A 16,855-nucleotide genomic window follows, 5' to 3' on the forward strand; every position below is an offset into this window, starting at 1 on the left:
TAATCCGCAGTGCGGTTAATTGAAATGGAAAAAGTATGAAGAACTGGAAAACGCTGCTTCTCGGTATCGCCATGATTGCGAATACCAGTTTCGCTGCCCCCCAGGTAGTCGATAAAGTCGCAGCCGTCGTCAATAACGGCGTCGTGCTGGAAAGCGACGTTGATGGATTAATGCAGTCGGTAAAAATGAACGCTGCCCAGGCAAGGCAGCAACTTCCTGATGACGCTACGCTGCGCCACCAAATCATGGAACGTTTGATCATGGATCAAATCCTCCTGCAGATGGGGCAGAAAATGGGGGTTAAAATCTCCGATGAGCAGCTTGATCAGGCGATTGCCAACATTGCCAAACAGAACAACATGACGCTGGATCAGATGCGCAGCCGTCTGGCTTACGATGGTTTGAACTACAACACCTATCGTAATCAGATCCGCAAAGAGATGATTATCTCGGAAGTGCGCAACAACGAAGTGCGTCGTCGCATCACTATCCTGCCACAGGAAGTTGAAGCTCTGGCGCAGCAAGTCGGTAATCAAAATGATGCCAGCACTGAACTTAACTTAAGCCACATCCTGATCCCGCTGCCGGAAAACCCGTCTTCTGAACAGGTGAATGAGGCAGAAACTCAGGCGCGTGCCATTGTCGATCAGGCACGTAACGGTGCAGACTTCGGCAAACTGGCTATCGCTCACTCTGCCGATCAGCAAGCGCTGAATGGCGGCCAAATGGGCTGGGGTCGCATTCAGGAGCTGCCGGGGATCTTCGCCCAGGCATTAAGCACCGCGAAGAAAGGCGACATTGTTGGCCCAATTCGTTCCGGCGTTGGCTTCCACATTCTGAAAGTTAACGACCTGCGCGGCGAAAGCAAAAATATCTCGGTGACCGAAGTTCATGCTCGCCATATTCTGCTGAAACCGTCGCCTATCATGACTGACGAACAGGCCCGCGTGAAACTGGAACAAATTGCTGCGGATATCAAGAGCGGTAAAACCACATTTGCTGCCGCAGCAAAAGAGTTCTCTCAGGATCCTGGCTCTGCAAATCAGGGCGGCGATCTCGGTTGGGCTACGCCAGATATTTTCGATCCAGCCTTCCGTGATGCGTTGACCCGCATGAATAAAGGTCAAATGAGTGCACCGGTTCACTCTTCATTCGGCTGGCATTTAATCGAACTGCTGGACACCCGTAACGTCGATAAAACCGATGCGGCGCAAAAAGATCGTGCATACCGCATGCTGATGAATCGTAAGTTCTCGGAAGAAGCAGCAAGCTGGATGCAGGAACAACGCGCCAGCGCTTATGTGAAAATTTTGAGCAACTAATGGTTAAACCCCAACGTGTTGTGATCACTCCCGGCGAACCCGCCGGGATTGGCCCGGACTTAGTTGTCCAGCTTGCACAGCGAGAGTGGCCAGTAGAACTGGTTGTTTGTGCCGATGCCACTCTCCTTACCGACCGGGCAGCGATGCTCGGTTTACCGCTTAACCTCCGCCCTTATTCCCCCGACTCCCCTGCGCAACCGCAATCTGCGGGAACGCTGACGCTACTTCCCATTGCACTACGTGTACCTGCCACTGCGGGACAATTAGCAGTTGAGAATGGGCATTATGTGGTGGAGACGCTGGCACGCGCGTGCGACGGTTGCCTTAACGGCGAATTTGCCGCGCTGATCACAGGTCCGGTGCATAAAGGCGTTATCAACGACGCAGGCATTCCGTTTACCGGTCATACCGAGTTTTTTGAAGAACGCTCGCAGGCGAAAAAAGTGGTGATGATGCTGGCAACCGAAGAACTTCGCGTGGCGCTGGCAACAACGCATTTACCGCTGCGCGATATTGCTGACGCCATCACCCCTGCGCTTCTGCACGAAGTGATTGCTATTTTGCATCACGATTTACGAACCAAATTTGGTATTGCCGAACCGCGCATTCTGATCTGTGGTCTGAATCCGCACGCGGGCGAAGGCGGTCATATGGGCACAGAAGAGATAGACACCATCATTCCCGTTCTCGACGAACTGCGGTCGCAGGGGATGAAACTCAACGGGCCGTTGCCTGCCGATACCCTGTTTCAGCCGAAATATCTCGACAACGCCGACGCCGTGCTGGCGATGTACCACGATCAGGGTCTTCCCGTGCTAAAATACCAGGGCTTCGGGCGCGGTGTGAACATTACGCTGGGCCTGCCCTTTATTCGCACATCAGTGGACCACGGCACCGCGCTTGAACTGGCGGGACGTGGCAAAGCCGATGTCGGCAGTTTTATTACGGCGCTTAATCTCGCCATCAAAATGATTGTTAATACCCAATGAATAATCGAGTCCACCAGGGCCATTTAGCCCGTAAACGCTTCGGGCAAAACTTTCTCAACGATCAGTTCGTGATCGACAGTATTGTTTCTGCCATTAACCCGCAAAAGGGCCAGGCAATGGTCGAAATCGGCCCCGGTCTGGCAGCTTTAACCGAACCGGTTGGCGAACGACTGGACCAGCTGACAGTCATCGAACTTGACCGTGATCTGGCAGCGCGCCTGCAAACGCATCCGTTCTTAGGCCCGAAACTGACGATTTATCAGCAGGATGCGATGACCTTCAACTTCGGTGAACTGGCAGAGAAAATGGGCCAGCCGCTGCGTGTTTTCGGCAACCTGCCGTATAACATTTCCACGCCGTTAATGTTCCATCTGTTTAGCTATACTGATGCCATTGCCGACATGCACTTTATGTTGCAAAAAGAGGTGGTGAATCGTCTGGTTGCAGGACCGAACAGCAAGGCGTATGGTCGATTAAGCGTCATGGCGCAATACTATTGCAACGTGATCCCGGTGCTGGAAGTGCCGCCATCAGCCTTTACACCACCACCCAAAGTGGATTCCGCCGTCGTGCGCCTGGTTCCTCATGCAACGATGCCTCACCCGGTTAAAGATGTTCGCGTGCTGAGTCGTATCACCACTGAAGCCTTTAACCAGCGTCGTAAAACCATTCGTAACAGCCTCGGCAACTTGTTTAGCGCCGATGTGTTAACGGGAATGGGGATCGACCCAGCGATGCGAGCGGAAAATATCTCTGTCGCGCAATATTGCCAGATGGCGAACTATCTGGCGGAGAATGCGCCTTTGCAGGAGAGTTAACGATGATCAATTCGCCCCGAGTGTGTATTCAGGTTCAAAGCGTCTACATTGAGGCACAATCTTCACCTGATAACGAACGTTACGTTTTTTCTTATACCGTAACCATACGCAATCTGGGGCGAGCGCCAGTGCAGTTGTTGGGACGTTACTGGCTGATCACTAACGGCAATGGCCGTGAAACAGAAGTCCAGGGCGAAGGTGTGGTGGGCGTCCAACCGCATATCGCGCCTGGCGAAGAGTACCAGTATACCAGCGGCGCGATTATCGAAACGCCGCTGGGCACCATGCAGGGTCACTACGAAATGATTGATGAGAACGGCGTTCCCTTTATCATCGACATTCCCGTATTCCGACTCGCCGTTCCAATATTCATTCATTAAAAAATTATGGCGACATACCTTATTGGCGATGTTCATGGCTGTTACGATGAACTGATCGCATTGCTGCATAAAGTGGAATTTACCCCTGGGAAAGATACTCTCTGGCTGACGGGCGATCTGGTTGCGCGCGGTCCTGGTTCGCTTGATGTTCTGCGCTATGTGAAATCCTTAGGCGACAGCGTACGTCTGGTGCTGGGCAATCACGATCTGCATCTGCTGGCCGTGTTTTCAGGCATAAGCCGCAACAAACCCAAAGATCGTCTCACGCCGCTACTGGAAGCGCCTGATGCCGATGAACTGCTTAACTGGCTACGTCGTCAGCCTTTGTTGCAAATCGATGAAGAGAAAAAGCTGGTGATGGCCCACGCGGGGATCACGCCGCAGTGGGACTTACCGACCGCGAAAGAGTGCGCACGTGACGTAGAAGCGGTACTGTCAAGCGACTCTTACCCCTTCTTCCTCGATGCCATGTACGGCGATATGCCGAACAACTGGTCACCAGATTTGCGTGGTCTGGCGCGATTACGTTTTATCACCAACGCCTTTACCCGTATGCGCTTTTGCTTTCCAAACGGTCAACTGGATATGTACAGCAAAGAATCGCCGGAAGAAGCCCCTGCCCCGCTGAAACCGTGGTTTGCGATTCCTGGCCCTGTCGCTGAAGAGTACAGCATCGCCTTTGGTCACTGGGCATCGCTGGAAGGCAAAGGTACGCCGGAAGGTATTTACGCGCTGGATACCGGCTGCTGCTGGGGTGGTACATTAACCTGCCTGCGCTGGGAAGATAAACAGTATTTTGTCCAGCCGTCGAACCGGCATAAGGATTTGGGCGAAGTGGCGGCGTCTTAAACACAGCCTGATACAGGAAGGCCGGATAAGACGCAACCGGCGTCAAATCCGGCACTAGCCGTAAATTCTATACAAAATTACCGCCGCTCCAGAATCTCAAAGCAATAGCTGTGAGAGTTCTGCGCATCAGCGTCGTGGAATTCGCTGAACACCGATTCCCAGTCATCCGGCTCGTAATCCGGGAAATGGGTGTCGCCTTCCACTTCTGCGTCGATATGCGTCAAATACAGTTTCTGCGCTTTCGGCAGGAACTGCTCATAAACGCGACCGCCGCCAATCACCATAATTTCTGGTACGTCACCACACGCCGCAATGGCTTCATCCACCGATTTCACCCACGTTACGCGCTCGTCCGTACCCGGCTGGCTGCTGATGACAATATTTTTGCGTCCAGGTAGCGGGCGACCGATGGATTCCCAGGTATGGCGGCCCATAATCACAGGTTTATTTAAGGTGTTGCGTTTAAACCAGGCGAGATCGGCAGGCAGATTCCACGGCATGGCGTTTTCCATGCCAATAACGCGATCTACCGCTAGCGCCGCAATCAAACTGATCATTGAAATTTCCCGATAAAAAAAATTGTCGTCACTATACGTAAAGCGTAAACCTTCGTCGACTGGCGAGAGGATGATGTTGAGGAAAATTTTTATTTTGCTGGCGAGTCCATAATCTGTTCGTGGACTCGCCGCATTACAATGAAATAAAAACAAATAGTTAGCTGTAAAGCGTGTGCTACATCACACTTTCTGATTACGATGGCTTAGTTTCCGGTTCATCCGCCATATTACCGGTATGTTTCCCCTCTTCAGTACCCTGCCAGCCATGCCGTTGGATGAGTGACAGATGTTCCCGGTCCTCGGTGATGATCTCGCTTAACATCGCGCTGGTGCGTTTATAGACCGCCGCGCGGGCTTTGGTATCGTTTTCGCCCATTGCCATCTCTTCCACCATTTCAATATTAAAGCGGCGGAACACATCGGCGCGTTCTCGCGCTTCATACGGCCCCAGACCTAAACTTTCCAGTGCCAGACGCCCTGTTTTCAGCGCACCTTCAAAGGTTTCACGCTCCGGCTTTTCAACGCCTGCCTGACGCAAACGAATGTAGTGGTCGACATCACGGGCGCGGGCAATAATCTGCAAATGCGGGAAATGTTCTTTCACCATCTCCGTCAGTTGCAGGTTGGTTTGCGGATCATCAATAGCGTTAATCAGCACTTCCGCTTTCGCCGCTCCGGCAGATTCCAGTAAATCCATCCGCGTGGCGTCGCCGTAAAACACTTTCATGCCGAATTTACGCAGCGTTTCGATATGGTCCGGGTCGTGATCGAGCACCACCATTTTCACCCCGCTGGAGAGCAGTAAACGTCCGGTGATCTGCCCAAAACGACCGAATCCGGCAATGATTACCCGCGGCTGTTCTTCGTCGATCTCATCGGCTTCACGCGCCTCTTCAGTAGAAGATTGCTCAAGGCGATTGAGGATCACCAGCAGAATCGGCGTTGCCGCCATCGACAGCGCCACCGCCAGGGTCAGCGATTTCGCCCACTCCGGCTCCAGCACATTCGCCATCTGCGCCGCGCCAAATACCACAAAGGCAAACTCACTGCCCTGCCCTAACAACACCGCAAACCAGCGACGCTGTTTATTTGGCACCTGCAACGGTCGGGCAATCAGCCACAGCATGGCGATTTTGATGATGAGGAAACCAAGCAGCAAAATGACAATGCGCAACGGATTTTCAATCAGCGTGCCAAAGTCTATCGACATGCCAACGCCAATGAAAAACAGCCCCAGCAGCAAACCTTTGAACGGTTCAATATCGCTTTCCAGCGCATGACGGTATTCCGAGCTTGCCAGCAGTACGCCCGCCAGAAACGCGCCCATCGCCATCGACAAGCCGACCTCTTCCAGCAGCAAACCAAAGCCAAACACGAGAAATAACGCCACGGCACTAAACACTTCCCGCAAGCCAGAGCGGGCAACAAAACGCAGCGCCGGACGCGTGACATAGCGCCCCAGCAGTACCACCAGCACCAGCGCGCCCGCCACTTTTAACGCCGACAGGGCAAATGCGCCCATCGTCGTCGAGGCACTGCTCGCCGCCAGTAGCGGGATCATCGCCACCAGCGGGATCGCCGCGATATCCTGGAACAGCAGCACCGCAAAGGCACTGCGGCCCATCTGCGTCATCATCAGATTGCGCTCATTCATCGCCTGCATGGCAATTGCCGTAGAGGAGAGCGCCAGCGTCATGCCGATCAGTTCCGCGACCTGCCAGCGCAGTCCAAGTAACATGCAGAACAGCCCCAGCAGGCCGCCACAAATCACCATCTGTAATGCGCCACCACCGAACACTGCCGCACGCAGCTTCCACAGCCTTTGTGGATCGAGTTCGAGGCCGATAATAAACAACATCAGCACCACGCCGATTTCAGCAAAGTGCAGGATAGATTCGGCATCGGTCACCAGTCGCAGCCCCCACGGGCCAATAATGCAGCCGGCGATCAGATAGCCAAGTACCGATCCCAGACCAAGACGTACCGCAATGGGGACAATCAGCGCCGCCGAACCGAGATAAATCAGTGCCTGAATCAGCGTATGACTATCCATGATGTGCCTCCTGCCATTCCAGCAGACGTTGCTTATAGTGGCGCGCCTGCCCTTCGAGGATTTCGTCGTCACAAATAAAGGTGCAGTGCATGGCAAACGGTGGCAGCCAGTTCAGCCCGCAGTAGATTGCCGTCGCCTGTAGCGGCTGCGACAGCACATCAAAGCCCGGATGCGCACCAATTTCAAAATGGCTTTCCCCGCCGCCGGTCGTCACCGCCCACAGCAAATGTTTGCCATGCAGCGCCGTGCCGCCGTGACCGTAAGCCCAGCCGTGCGAGAAGACTTTATCGATCCAAAGTTTAAGGAGCGGTGGAATGCTGTACCACTGCATCGGGTGCTGCCAGACGATCAGATCGGCGCGAGACAGCGCCTCCTGCTCGGCGGCGATATCGATATTGAAGTCAGGATAGAGTTGATAAAGAGAGCGAATTTCGACGCCTTCCAGCGTCCTTGCCTGTTCAAGCATCCGTTTATTCGCATGGGAATGATGCGGATACGGATGCGCATAAATTATGAGGATCATAGTTATTAGCCCGCGTGTTTACGCCTTTGTTTTCCCACAAAGTGTAGTCATATATTCACGCGGCTTATAGTCAATAATATTGATTCAGAAAAGAGAGAAATCTGAATAAATTACCCCGCTCGCTGCCTGCGGATCGTCATATTGCTGGTCTGCGCCAGTGACATTCCACGCGTCTCGGGAGCAAACGCTACGGAAATCAACAAGCCAAACAGTGAGATACCCGCCCCCACTAGCATCGTGTTACTGATACCGTAATTATTGATAAAGATTGGCAGTGCCCAGGTTGAGATAATCGTACCGATACGGCTCAGAGACATAATCACGCCCACGGCAGAGGCGCGGATATCCGTCGGGAAGAGTTCATTAGGATAGAGCCACTGCAAATTACCTGGCCCGCCAGAGAAAAAGGCATATACCGCAAAGGCCATCACTACCAGCCAGATCCCCATATCCGGGATCAGCCCCAAAACCGCCAGCGCCAGCGTCATCATGGCAAAGCTGCCAATCAACAATGGACGCCGTCCGGCAGTGTTTAACCACAGCATCGGCGGAATACAGCCGAGCATAAAGAACAGGCTAATCACCACGTTCCCCAGCGCCGCGTTTTTGCCAACACCCAATCCCAACAAACCAACGATTTGCGGGCCAAAGGTGTAAATGGCGAACATCGGGATCACCTGGCAGGTCCAGATGGCGGCAACAAACAGAACAAAAGGAAAATGGCGGCGATTAAACAGATCGCGAAAACGGGTTTGCTGCGGCTGTTCTTCCTCGAAAGCCACCGGTTCGCCAAACAGTTTGATCATCATCTCTTCGCACTCTTTTACTCGCCCTTTACGTAATAACCAGCGGGGAGATTCAGGCAGTTCGAATCGACCAATCAAAATCAACAAACAGGGGATCGCCGCGCTACCCAGCATCCAGCGCCAGCCGCCTTCCACATCATAAAGCCAGTAGCCGACCAGATCGGCACAGGTCGCGCCGACATACCACATCGCGGCAATAAAGCTGATGGAAAACGCCCGCTGACGGGTACTGGAGAACTCCGTGATCATTGAGGTGGCGATGGGATAATCCGCACCGATGACAATGCCGATGAGTACCCGCATCACCAGCAGTTCGACAGGGGATGAGACAAACATCGTCGCCACCGATATCACGCCGATGGCGATGATATCAATGAGGAACATTTTGCGCCGTCCGACTTTATCGGAGATATAGCCAAACAGCGATGTGCCAACGAACAGCCCGGCGAGCGTTCCCGCGCCCAGCAAGCCAATCCAGTCAGCGTCCAGTTTCAGCGCCGGAGTCAATTGCTCCAGCGCCACGCCAATCATTACCAGTACATAACCATCCAGAAACGGACCACCGCTTCCCCACAGCAAAATGCGGCGGTGAATAGAGGAAAATTTAAGATCGTCAAAGTTTCTGGACGGTTGCATGGGTTATTCCTGTTTTTTGCAATGAGAGTCAGTACGGCGTTACGTATCAAACCAACATCAGCCGTAACGGAACTCCACACCAAAGGTGCCGCGCGGGTATTCCCACTGTTCCAGCGCCGACCCCAGCCCCAGAATGCGACAGGTGCCGCACTCCAGACATCCGGCGTAATCGAAGCGCACACTGCCGTCATCCTGCTTCTTGTACAGACCTGCGGGGCACGCTTTCACCAGCAGCTCCAGGGCCTGTTTATCGGCATCGGCCTTCACAACAATGTGCGGATGCTCTTCATCGACATTGAATTTATTGACGCCCAGTTTGACGTCCACATTGACGGGAGAAGTCATAAAACGGTCACTCCTTTCATGCCATCCTTGATTAGATTGATGAAGCCCACTTTCTTGCCGTGGCGGAGGATTTTCTTGCGCATCAGTTCCGGCGCACTACCGTCAATGGTGAACAGGTCACGCGCCACGCCCACCGCCAGTTCCGGGTAGCCGCTAAACATGCGTGGGTTATCAAGGAACGCCGGTAGTTTCTGGTACATTCGCATATCGCGCAGCGGGCCACTCTCAAGATGCTGACGATATTCCGCCAGTTTTTGCTTACTGAAATCGTCGCTTTTCATCGCTGAAAGCACAGTTTTTGCAGCTGCTTCCCCGGCGGCAATCGCCAGATCCATACCGCGAATGGTAAAACCGAGGTTCATACACATTCCGGCGGCATCACCGGCAATCAATACGCCGTCACCAACCAGCTCCGGTAGCATGTTGATGCCTGCTTCCGGCACTACGTGAGCGGAATATTCCACCAGCTTGCCGCCCGCGATCAGCGGTGCAACGGCCGGATGCTGTTTGAAATCTTCCAGCATTTGCGGCACCGATTTTTTCGCGTCATGCAGATGATGCAGACCACAAACCAGCCCCAGCGACAGGGTATTTTCATTGGTATAAAGGAAGCCGCCGCCCATCAGGCCATCGGTGGGTGATCCCGCAAACAGACAAGCCGCGCCCTGATTACCCTGCAACTGAAAACGGTCTTCGATTACCGACTTCGGTAACTCGATCAGTTCCTTCACGCCAACCGCCACATCCGTCGGTTTAACGCGTTTTGCCATCCCCAACTTTTCGGCAAGGATGGAGTTCACCCCATCAGCAAGGATCACCGTTTTCGCTTCAATCACATCGCCATCGGCTTCTACACCGACGACTTTGCCATCGCGCTGTACGAGGTTATCGACGCGGATCCCGGTAATTAACTGCGCGCCCGCTTCTTCGGCCTGCTCCATCAACCAGGCATCAAATTGACTGCGCAAAACGGAGTAAGAACGCTGGGATGGCGAGGTTTCGTCACCGTTGCAGTAGTCCATAGTCATCGCTGACTTTTCCGTCATAAACGCGAGTTTTTCATGGGTGATCAGGCGTTCTACGGGGGCGGATTCGGCGAAACCTGGAATAATGTGTTCCAGACTGTGGGCATAGAGACGCCCGCCGGTGACGTTCTTGGCACCTGCGGAATTGCCACGCTCGATAACTAACACTTGCGCCCCTTCGCGGGCGAGCACCAGTGCGGCAACCGAACCGGCAAGCCCAGCACCGACGATGATGGCGTCAAAGATATCTTCGGACATAAGAACTCCCTGTCAGCGGCAGGGCCGAAATGCAGCCCTGCCAGAGTGGATCAACGCGCTAAAGCTGCGGTCAGCGCCGGAAGGATCTTCACGGCGTCGCCAACAATGCCGTAATCCGCATACTGGAAGATCGGCGCATTTTTATCTTTATTGATGGCGAAAATGGTTTGCGACGCGTTAGCGCCAACCATGTGCTGGATCTGCCCGGAGATCCCCACCGCCAGATACAGTTCAGGTTTCAGCATCAGGTTGGAGATACCGACATAGCGTTCGTGCTCCATCCATTTTTCGTTTTCCGCCACCGGACGAGAACAGGCCAACTCCGCACCTATCGCCTTACAAAGCTGTTCTGCCAGCGCAATGTTATCTTTGCTGCCAATGCCGCGACCGACGCTGACCACCAGACGGGCTTTGTCGAGATCGACGCTGTTGCTCTGGCGCGCCTGGGTTGCCGTGCGGGTAATCGCCACAGCCGGAGCCTGCCACTCCACGGTGTGCGTTTCGCCAGTGCGTGACGCGTCTGGCTGAGCCGCATCGAACGTGCCGCTGCTGATGGTCAGTACCGCATACGGCGTGGCAATGCGTTCTTCGCCAATTGCCAGGCCGCCGTAAACCATGTGTTTCACCGTCGCTTTACCGTCCTGTACGCTGACGGTGCTGGCATCGTTAGAAACTGCCGCTTTGAGGCGATAACCCAGTTTTGCCGCCAGTAATTTGCCGCGACGGGTGTTTGGCAGCAGTACCAGGCCGTCTGCGCCGTGCTGGCGAATAGTGTCAGCCATGACACTGGCGTAATCTTCGATCATCCGATCGTCCGGTTTGCCGCTTAATTTCCAGACATGATTAGCGCCGAGCTGGATTGCCTGTACGCCATCGGCATCATTGAGAACAAAGGCATTGATTTGATTAGCTAAAGCCTGCGCACCGTTCATCAGTTCCGGCAGACGAGAAGGGGTATCGCTGAATACCCAGACTTGAGAAAACGTGTTCATAGCATCCCCTGTAATTAAATGACTTTGCGAAGATTTTCAGCAAATGCGGCGATCTGTTCTTCGCCGTCGCCTTCAATCACGATGCGCTGACGCTCGCGCTGTTTCGGTGCGGCAACCTGTTGTTCAGACCAGGCTTCCACGGTGTTAAAGCCAATATCCGCCGCCGACCATACCTGGACTGGCTTTTTCGCCGCGCCGAGAATGGCTTTCATCGAAGGAATTTGTGGGGAGTTGATATCAGTGGAAACAGCAACAACCGCAGGCAGCGGAATGCTTAAGGTTTCTGTTTCATCTTCCAGTTCGCGCTCAACGATGAGGGTATCTGCCGTCAGGGAGATAATTTTGCTGACGCCGTTAACTGCCGGAATATTGAGGATTTCGCCCACCAGCAGACCAACCTGCTGGGCATAAAGGTCGGAAGAACCATCGCCACACAGGATCAGATCAAAGCCTGCTTTCTGTGCCGCGGCAGCCAGTGCAGTCGCCGTTTGTTGCGGCAGTGCCTGCTCGAACTGATCATCAATCACCACAATCAGTTCATCCGGGCCGCGCGATAGCACATCTTTACGCCCCTTGGCGTTGGTCAGGGCTTTACCGCCCACACTTAAGGCCGTCACCTGCGCCTCTGCTGCCTGTTGTTTTAACTGGCAAGCCGCTTCAATAGCGTTCAGATCGTATTGGCTTATTTTGGCATCGGCTTTGCTGAGATCTAATGAACCATCAGCATTATTGACCGCAATATCCTGTTCATCAGGCACGCACTTATAGCAAGTAATAATCTTCATTGCATCTCCAGAAATCATGAAGGAAACGTCGTTCATATCGGTGGTGTTAATTACAGATATCACGTCCTTTAATTCGGGAATAAAACTTTAATCACCAATATTGAAAATGTCACACGCAGATAAATCCAACTTTCAATATTGTTAAGTTCCTCACCAATATTGAAAACATGGCGTAGCAAAAAGAAATTTTCAATATTGTTTTATGGATCACCAATATTGAAAGTCAGATGCTATTTTTTTACTCACAATCAAACTCATCACATTGATTAGTAATGGATGTTTGCACAAAGACACTCTGTTTTTACCCGATGAAAAAATGTGACTCACATCACAGAATGCAGCCAATTGAATACCCATTATGAGTTAGCCATTAACGCGTCCACGAGGTTAATAATAATTATATTAAATGTTAACAAAAATAAAACAAACGGGAACGCAAAATAAATATTCGTTTTCACAGTGGAATTAACTCATGACAAAAGAAAAGAGAAAAACGGGAATAGAACCGAAGGTGTTCTTTCCGCCATTAATAATCGTTGGCATACTTTGTTGGCTTACAGTCAGAGATCTGGATGCGGCGAATGTCGTTATTAATGCTGTATTCAGTTACGTCACCAATGTATGGGGATGGGCATTTGAATGGTATATGGTGGTGATGCTTTTCGGTTGGTTCTGGCTGGTATTTGGCCCGTATGCCAAAAAGCGTTTAGGTAACGAACCCCCTGAGTTCAGCACCGCCAGTTGGATCTTTATGATGTTCGCCTCCTGTACGTCTGCCGCCGTACTGTTCTGGGGGTCGATTGAGATCTACTACTACATCTCCACGCCGCCATTTGCTTTAGCGCCAAACTCCACTGGCGCGAAAGAACTGGGGCTGGCCTACAGTTTGTTCCACTGGGGACCGCTACCGTGGGCCACTTACAGCTTCCTTTCCGTCGCCTTCGCGTACTTCTTCTTTGTCCGCAAAATGGATGTGATTCGCCCCAGCTCCACTCTGGTGCCGCTGGTCGGTGAAAAACATGCCAAAGGCTTGTTTGGCACTATCGTCGATAACTTCTATCTGGTGGCGCTGATCTTCGCAATGGGCACCAGTCTGGGTCTTGCCACGCCGCTGGTGACCGAGTGTATGCAGTACCTGTTTGGCATTCCGCATACCCTGCAGCTGGACGCTATCATCATTACCTGCTGGATCATCCTCAACGCTATCTGCGTAGCCTGTGGTCTGCAAAAAGGGGTGAAAATCGCCAGCGATGTGCGCAGCTATCTGAGTTTCCTGATGCTTGGCTGGGTATTCATCGTCAGCGGCGCCAGCTTCATCATGAACTACTTCACCGACTCGGTGGGGATGTTGCTGATGTATCTGCCGCGCATGTTGTTCTATACCGATGCCGTTGGCAAAGGCGGCTTCCCGCAGGGCTGGACCGTGTTCTACTGGGCATGGTGGGTAATTTACGCCATCCAGATGAGTATCTTCCTGGCGCGTATTTCCCGTGGTCGTACCGTGCGTGAACTGTGCTTCGGTATGGTGATGGGGCTGACAGCATCCACCTGGATCCTGTGGACCGTGCTCGGCAGTAACACTCTGCTGTTGATGGATAAAAACATCATCAACATTCCAAACCTGATCGAACAGTACGGTGTGGCGCGCGCCATCATCGAAACCTGGGCCGCTCTGCCGCTCAGCACTGCCACCATGTGGGGCTTCTTCATTCTCTGCTTTATTGCCACCGTTACCCTGATTAACGCTTGCTCTTACACCCTGGCGATGTCCACCTGCCGCGAAGTGCGCGACGGTGAAGAACCGCCACTGCTGGTGCGTATCGGCTGGTCAGTGTTGGTTGGTGTTATCGGCATTGTTCTGCTGGCGCTCGGCGGCCTGAAACCGATTCAAACCGCCATTATCGCCGGAGGATGCCCGCTGTTCTTCGTCAACATTATGGTGACGCTCTCCTTTATTAAAGACGCGAAACAGAACTGGAAAGATTAATTAACCCCCAAAATATCAAGAGGTTGAAAGATGGATTTTAATTTAAATGATGAGCAGGAACTGTTTGTCGCCGGTATTCGCGAACTGATGGCCAGCGAAAACTGGGAGGCCTATTTTGCCGAGTGCGACCGTGACAGCGTCTACCCGGAACGTTTTGTCAAAGCACTGGCGGATATGGATATCGACAGCCTGCTGATCCCGGAAGAGCACGGTGGTCTGGATGCGGGGTTTGTTACCCTCGCCGCCGTGTGGATGGAACTGGGTCGTTTGGGGGCACCAACCTACGTGTTGTATCAGTTGCCAGGCGGGTTTAACACCATCCTGCGTGAAGGCACACAAGAGCAGATCGACAAGATTATGGCGTTTCGTGGTACCGGTAAGCAGATGTGGAACTCAGCGATTACCGAACCGGGCGCGGGCTCTGACGTGGGTAGCCTGAAAACGACTTATACCCGTAGAGATGGTAAGATTTATCTTAATGGTAGTAAGTGTTTTATTACCAGCAGCGCCTACACCCCGTACATCGTGGTGATGGCGCGCGACGGGGCTTCTCCGGACAAACCTGTCTACACCGAATGGTTTGTTGATATGAGCAAACCGGGCATCAAAGTGACCAAACTTGAAAAGCTCGGGCTGCGTATGGATAGCTGCTGTGAAATCACCTTTGACGATGTGGAACTGGACGAGAAAGACATGTTCGGTCGGGAAGGTAACGGCTTTAACCGCGTCAAAGAAGAGTTCGACCACGAACGTTTCCTGGTAGCCCTGACCAACTATGGTACAGCGATGTGCGCCTTTGAAGATGCGGCGCGCTACGCCAACCAGCGCGTGCAGTTTGGCGAGGCGATTGGTCGTTTCCAGTTGATTCAGGAAAAATTCGCCCACATGGCGATCAAATTAAACTCCATGAAAAACATGCTGTATGAAGCAGCGTGGAAAGCAGACAACGGCACCATCACCTCTGGTGATGCGGCAATGTGCAAATACTTCTGCGCCAATGCGGCATTTGAAGTGGTGGATAGCGCAATGCAGGTGCTGGGCGGTGTCGGGATTGCGGGCAACCACCGCATCAGCCGCTTCTGGCGTGACCTGCGTGTAGACCGCGTCTCTGGGGGATCTGACGAAATGCAGATCCTGACGCTGGGTCGTGCGGTGCTGAAGCAATACCGCTAAGTCCGTGCGCTGCCTGATGCGACGCTGATGCGTCTTATCAGGCCTACGGGAGCACGAATGTCGGCCGGATAAAGCGTTTACGCCGCATCCGGCAGTCATGCGCTACACAAATTTTTCAGGAGCTAATAATGGATCATCTACCCATGCCGAAATTCGGGCCGCTGGCCGGATTGCGCGTTGTCTTCTCCGGTATCGAAATCGCCGGGCCGTTCGCCGGGCAAATGTTCGCAGAATGGGGGGCGGAAGTTATCTGGATCGAGAACGTCGCCTGGGCCGACACCATTCGCGTTCAACCTAACTACCCGCAGCTCTCTCGTCGCAATTTGCACGCGCTGTCGTTAAATATTTTCAAAGATGAAGGCCGCGAAGCGTTTCTGAAATTAATGGAAACCACCGATATCTTCATCGAAGCCAGTAAAGGTCCGGCCTTTGCCCGTCGTGGCATTACCGATGAAGTCCTGTGGCAGCACAACCCGAAACTGGTTATCGCTCACCTGTCCGGTTTTGGTCAGTACGGCACCGAGGAGTACACCAATCTTCCGGCCTATAACACCATCGCCCAGGCGTTTAGTGGTTACCTGATTCAGAACGGTGATGTTGACCAGCCAATGCCTGCCTTCCCGTATACCGCCGATTACTTCTCTGGCCTGACCGCCACCACGGCAGCGCTGGCAGCACTGCATAAAGTGCGCGAAACCGGAAAAGGCGAAAGTATCGACATTGCCATGTATGAAGTGATGCTGCGTATGGGCCAGTACTTCATGATGGATTACTTCAACGGCGGCGAAATGTGTCCGCGCATGACCAAAGGTAAAGATCCCTACTACGCCGGTTGCGGTCTGTACAAATGCGCCGACGGCTACATTGTGATGGAACTGGTGGGCATTACTCAGATTGCAGAATGCTTTAAAGATATTGGCCTCGCACATCTGCTCGGTACGCCGGAAATCCCGGCAGGCACTCAGCTTATCCACCGTATCGAATGCCCATATGGCCCACTGGTTGAAGAGAAACTCGATGCCTGGCTGGCGACACATACCATCGCGGAAGTAAAAGAACGCTTTGCTGAACTGAATATCGCCTGCGCCAAAGTGCTGACCGTACCGGAACTGGAAAGCAATCCACAGTATGTGGCCCGTGAATCAATCACCCAGTGGCAAACGATGGATGGTCGCACCTGCAAAGGGCCGAACGTGATGCCGAAATTCAAAAATAACCCAGGCCAAATCTGGCGCGGAATGCCATCGCACGGTATGGACACGGCTGCCATTTTGAAAACTATCGGCTACAGCGAAAACGACATTCAGGAGTTGGTCAGCAAAGGTCTGGCCAAAGTTGAGGACTAAACGCGTGGCGC

The 16,855-nt window shown here is 53.0% G+C and carries 16 protein-coding genes; 8 read left to right on the forward strand and 8 right to left on the reverse strand.

Annotated features, from left to right (window positions below):
• Positions 1-35 precede the first annotated feature (35 nt).
• Genes surA through apaH form a run of 5 tightly spaced genes read left to right on the forward strand, consistent with a single transcriptional unit; the run spans position 36 to position 4,358 of the window.
• A complete protein-coding gene (gene surA, locus AACS80_RS03230; RefSeq protein ID WP_105289210.1) occupies positions 36-1,322 on the forward strand; it encodes a peptidylprolyl isomerase SurA in 1,287 nt (428 codons plus the stop codon).
• Positions 1,322-2,311 carry a 4-hydroxythreonine-4-phosphate dehydrogenase PdxA gene (gene pdxA, locus AACS80_RS03235; protein ID WP_135490771.1) on the forward strand — a complete coding sequence of 330 codons (990 nt, stop codon included), beginning with the start codon at positions 1,322-1,324 and terminating at the stop codon, positions 2,309-2,311. The genes surA and pdxA overlap by 1 nt, the downstream gene beginning before the upstream one ends.
• The gene (rsmA, locus tag AACS80_RS03240) at positions 2,308-3,129 is read left to right on the forward strand and encodes a 16S rRNA (adenine(1518)-N(6)/adenine(1519)-N(6))-dimethyltransferase RsmA (RefSeq protein WP_075861932.1); all 822 of its coding nucleotides are present in this window, start codon (positions 2,308-2,310) and stop codon (positions 3,127-3,129) included. The genes pdxA and rsmA overlap by 4 nt, the downstream gene beginning before the upstream one ends.
• A gap of 2 nt (positions 3,130-3,131) precedes the next feature.
• Entirely contained in the window at positions 3,132-3,509 is a 378-nt protein-coding gene (gene apaG, locus AACS80_RS03245) for a Co2+/Mg2+ efflux protein ApaG (protein WP_130204873.1), read from the forward strand.
• Positions 3,510-3,515: 6 nt separating this feature from the next.
• Entirely contained in the window at positions 3,516-4,358 is an 843-nt protein-coding gene (apaH, locus tag AACS80_RS03250; protein ID WP_135409457.1) for a bis(5'-nucleosyl)-tetraphosphatase (symmetrical) ApaH, read from the forward strand.
• Positions 4,359-4,435: 77 nt separating this feature from the next.
• On the opposite strand, the gene folA is transcribed toward apaH, so the two are convergent.
• The 8 genes from folA to AACS80_RS03290 form a co-directional block, all read right to left on the reverse strand.
• The gene (gene folA / locus AACS80_RS03255) at positions 4,436-4,915 is read right to left on the reverse strand and encodes a type 3 dihydrofolate reductase (protein WP_135409456.1); all 480 of its coding nucleotides are present in this window, start codon (positions 4,913-4,915) and stop codon (positions 4,436-4,438) included.
• 193 nt (positions 4,916-5,108) lie between these two features.
• The gene (gene kefC, locus AACS80_RS03260) at positions 5,109-6,968 is read right to left on the reverse strand and encodes a glutathione-regulated potassium-efflux system protein KefC (protein WP_135409455.1); all 1,860 of its coding nucleotides are present in this window, start codon (positions 6,966-6,968) and stop codon (positions 5,109-5,111) included.
• Positions 6,961-7,491: a glutathione-regulated potassium-efflux system oxidoreductase KefF gene (gene kefF / locus AACS80_RS03265; protein WP_128879906.1), complete on the reverse strand. Its 531-nt coding sequence runs from the start codon at positions 7,489-7,491 to the stop codon at positions 6,961-6,963. Before kefF ends, kefC begins: the two co-directional genes overlap by 8 nt.
• A gap of 110 nt (positions 7,492-7,601) precedes the next feature.
• Positions 7,602-8,933 (reverse strand): MFS transporter, encoded by a 1,332-nt coding sequence (locus AACS80_RS03270; RefSeq protein WP_135409454.1) that lies wholly within the window; start codon positions 8,931-8,933, stop codon positions 7,602-7,604.
• A 57-nt stretch (positions 8,934-8,990) separates the two neighbouring features.
• Entirely contained in the window at positions 8,991-9,278 is a 288-nt protein-coding gene (gene fixX / locus AACS80_RS03275; RefSeq protein WP_000203741.1) for a ferredoxin-like protein FixX, read from the reverse strand.
• Positions 9,275-10,561 carry an FAD-dependent oxidoreductase gene (locus AACS80_RS03280; RefSeq protein ID WP_135409453.1) on the reverse strand — a complete coding sequence of 429 codons (1,287 nt, stop codon included), beginning with the start codon at positions 10,559-10,561 and terminating at the stop codon, positions 9,275-9,277. Before AACS80_RS03280 ends, fixX begins: the two co-directional genes overlap by 4 nt.
• Positions 10,562-10,611: 50 nt before the next feature.
• On the reverse strand, positions 10,612-11,553 hold the full coding sequence (locus tag AACS80_RS03285; RefSeq protein ID WP_135409452.1) for an electron transfer flavoprotein subunit alpha/FixB family protein: 942 nt from the start codon (positions 11,551-11,553) through the stop codon (positions 10,612-10,614).
• Between the two features lie 14 nt (positions 11,554-11,567).
• Positions 11,568-12,338 carry an electron transfer flavoprotein FixA gene (locus tag AACS80_RS03290; protein ID WP_135409451.1) on the reverse strand — a complete coding sequence of 257 codons (771 nt, stop codon included), beginning with the start codon at positions 12,336-12,338 and terminating at the stop codon, positions 11,568-11,570.
• 472 nt (positions 12,339-12,810) lie between these two features.
• Here AACS80_RS03290 and caiT point away from each other — a divergent pair, with 472 nt between their 5' ends.
• From caiT to caiB, 3 genes are all read left to right on the forward strand, one after another.
• Positions 12,811-14,325: an L-carnitine/gamma-butyrobetaine antiporter gene (caiT, locus tag AACS80_RS03295; RefSeq protein ID WP_130217472.1), complete on the forward strand. Its 1,515-nt coding sequence runs from the start codon at positions 12,811-12,813 to the stop codon at positions 14,323-14,325.
• A gap of 30 nt (positions 14,326-14,355) precedes the next feature.
• The gene (gene caiA / locus AACS80_RS03300; RefSeq protein WP_130217474.1) at positions 14,356-15,498 is read left to right on the forward strand and encodes a crotonobetainyl-CoA dehydrogenase; all 1,143 of its coding nucleotides are present in this window, start codon (positions 14,356-14,358) and stop codon (positions 15,496-15,498) included.
• Positions 15,499-15,626: 128 nt separating this feature from the next.
• On the forward strand, positions 15,627-16,844 hold the full coding sequence (gene caiB / locus AACS80_RS03305; RefSeq protein ID WP_135409450.1) for an L-carnitine CoA-transferase: 1,218 nt from the start codon (positions 15,627-15,629) through the stop codon (positions 16,842-16,844).
• Positions 16,845-16,855 lie beyond the last annotated feature (11 nt).

Source organism: Escherichia sp. E4385, assembly GCF_963883145.1.
Lineage (GTDB): Bacteria > Pseudomonadota > Gammaproteobacteria > Enterobacterales > Enterobacteriaceae > Escherichia.

Bases quoted from the DNA above. Each gene is read 5' to 3' on its own strand.
- rsmA (WP_075861932.1), top strand. From the start codon at position 2,308: ATGAATAATCGAGTCCACCAGGGCCATTTAGCCCGTAAACGCTTCGGG.
- fixX (WP_000203741.1), bottom strand. From the start codon at position 9,278: ATGACTTCTCCCGTCAATGTGGACGTCAAACTGGGCGTCAATAAATTC.
- AACS80_RS03280 (WP_135409453.1), bottom strand. From the start codon at position 10,561: ATGTCCGAAGATATCTTTGACGCCATCATCGTCGGTGCTGGGCTTGCC.
- caiA (WP_130217474.1), top strand. From the start codon at position 14,356: ATGGATTTTAATTTAAATGATGAGCAGGAACTGTTTGTCGCCGGTATT.
- caiB (WP_135409450.1), top strand. From the start codon at position 15,627: ATGGATCATCTACCCATGCCGAAATTCGGGCCGCTGGCCGGATTGCGC.
- pdxA (WP_135490771.1), top strand. From the start codon at position 1,322: ATGGTTAAACCCCAACGTGTTGTGATCACTCCCGGCGAACCCGCCGGG.
- caiT (WP_130217472.1), top strand. From the start codon at position 12,811: ATGACAAAAGAAAAGAGAAAAACGGGAATAGAACCGAAGGTGTTCTTT.
- folA (WP_135409456.1), bottom strand. From the start codon at position 4,915: ATGATCAGTTTGATTGCGGCGCTAGCGGTAGATCGCGTTATTGGCATG.
- AACS80_RS03285 (WP_135409452.1), bottom strand. From the start codon at position 11,553: ATGAACACGTTTTCTCAAGTCTGGGTATTCAGCGATACCCCTTCTCGT.
- kefF (WP_128879906.1), bottom strand. From the start codon at position 7,491: ATGATCCTCATAATTTATGCGCATCCGTATCCGCATCATTCCCATGCG.
- surA (WP_105289210.1), top strand. From the start codon at position 36: ATGAAGAACTGGAAAACGCTGCTTCTCGGTATCGCCATGATTGCGAAT.
- kefC (WP_135409455.1), bottom strand. From the start codon at position 6,968: ATGGATAGTCATACGCTGATTCAGGCACTGATTTATCTCGGTTCGGCG.
- AACS80_RS03290 (WP_135409451.1), bottom strand. From the start codon at position 12,338: ATGAAGATTATTACTTGCTATAAGTGCGTGCCTGATGAACAGGATATT.
- apaG (WP_130204873.1), top strand. From the start codon at position 3,132: ATGATCAATTCGCCCCGAGTGTGTATTCAGGTTCAAAGCGTCTACATT.
- apaH (WP_135409457.1), top strand. From the start codon at position 3,516: ATGGCGACATACCTTATTGGCGATGTTCATGGCTGTTACGATGAACTG.
- AACS80_RS03270 (WP_135409454.1), bottom strand. From the start codon at position 8,933: ATGCAACCGTCCAGAAACTTTGACGATCTTAAATTTTCCTCTATTCAC.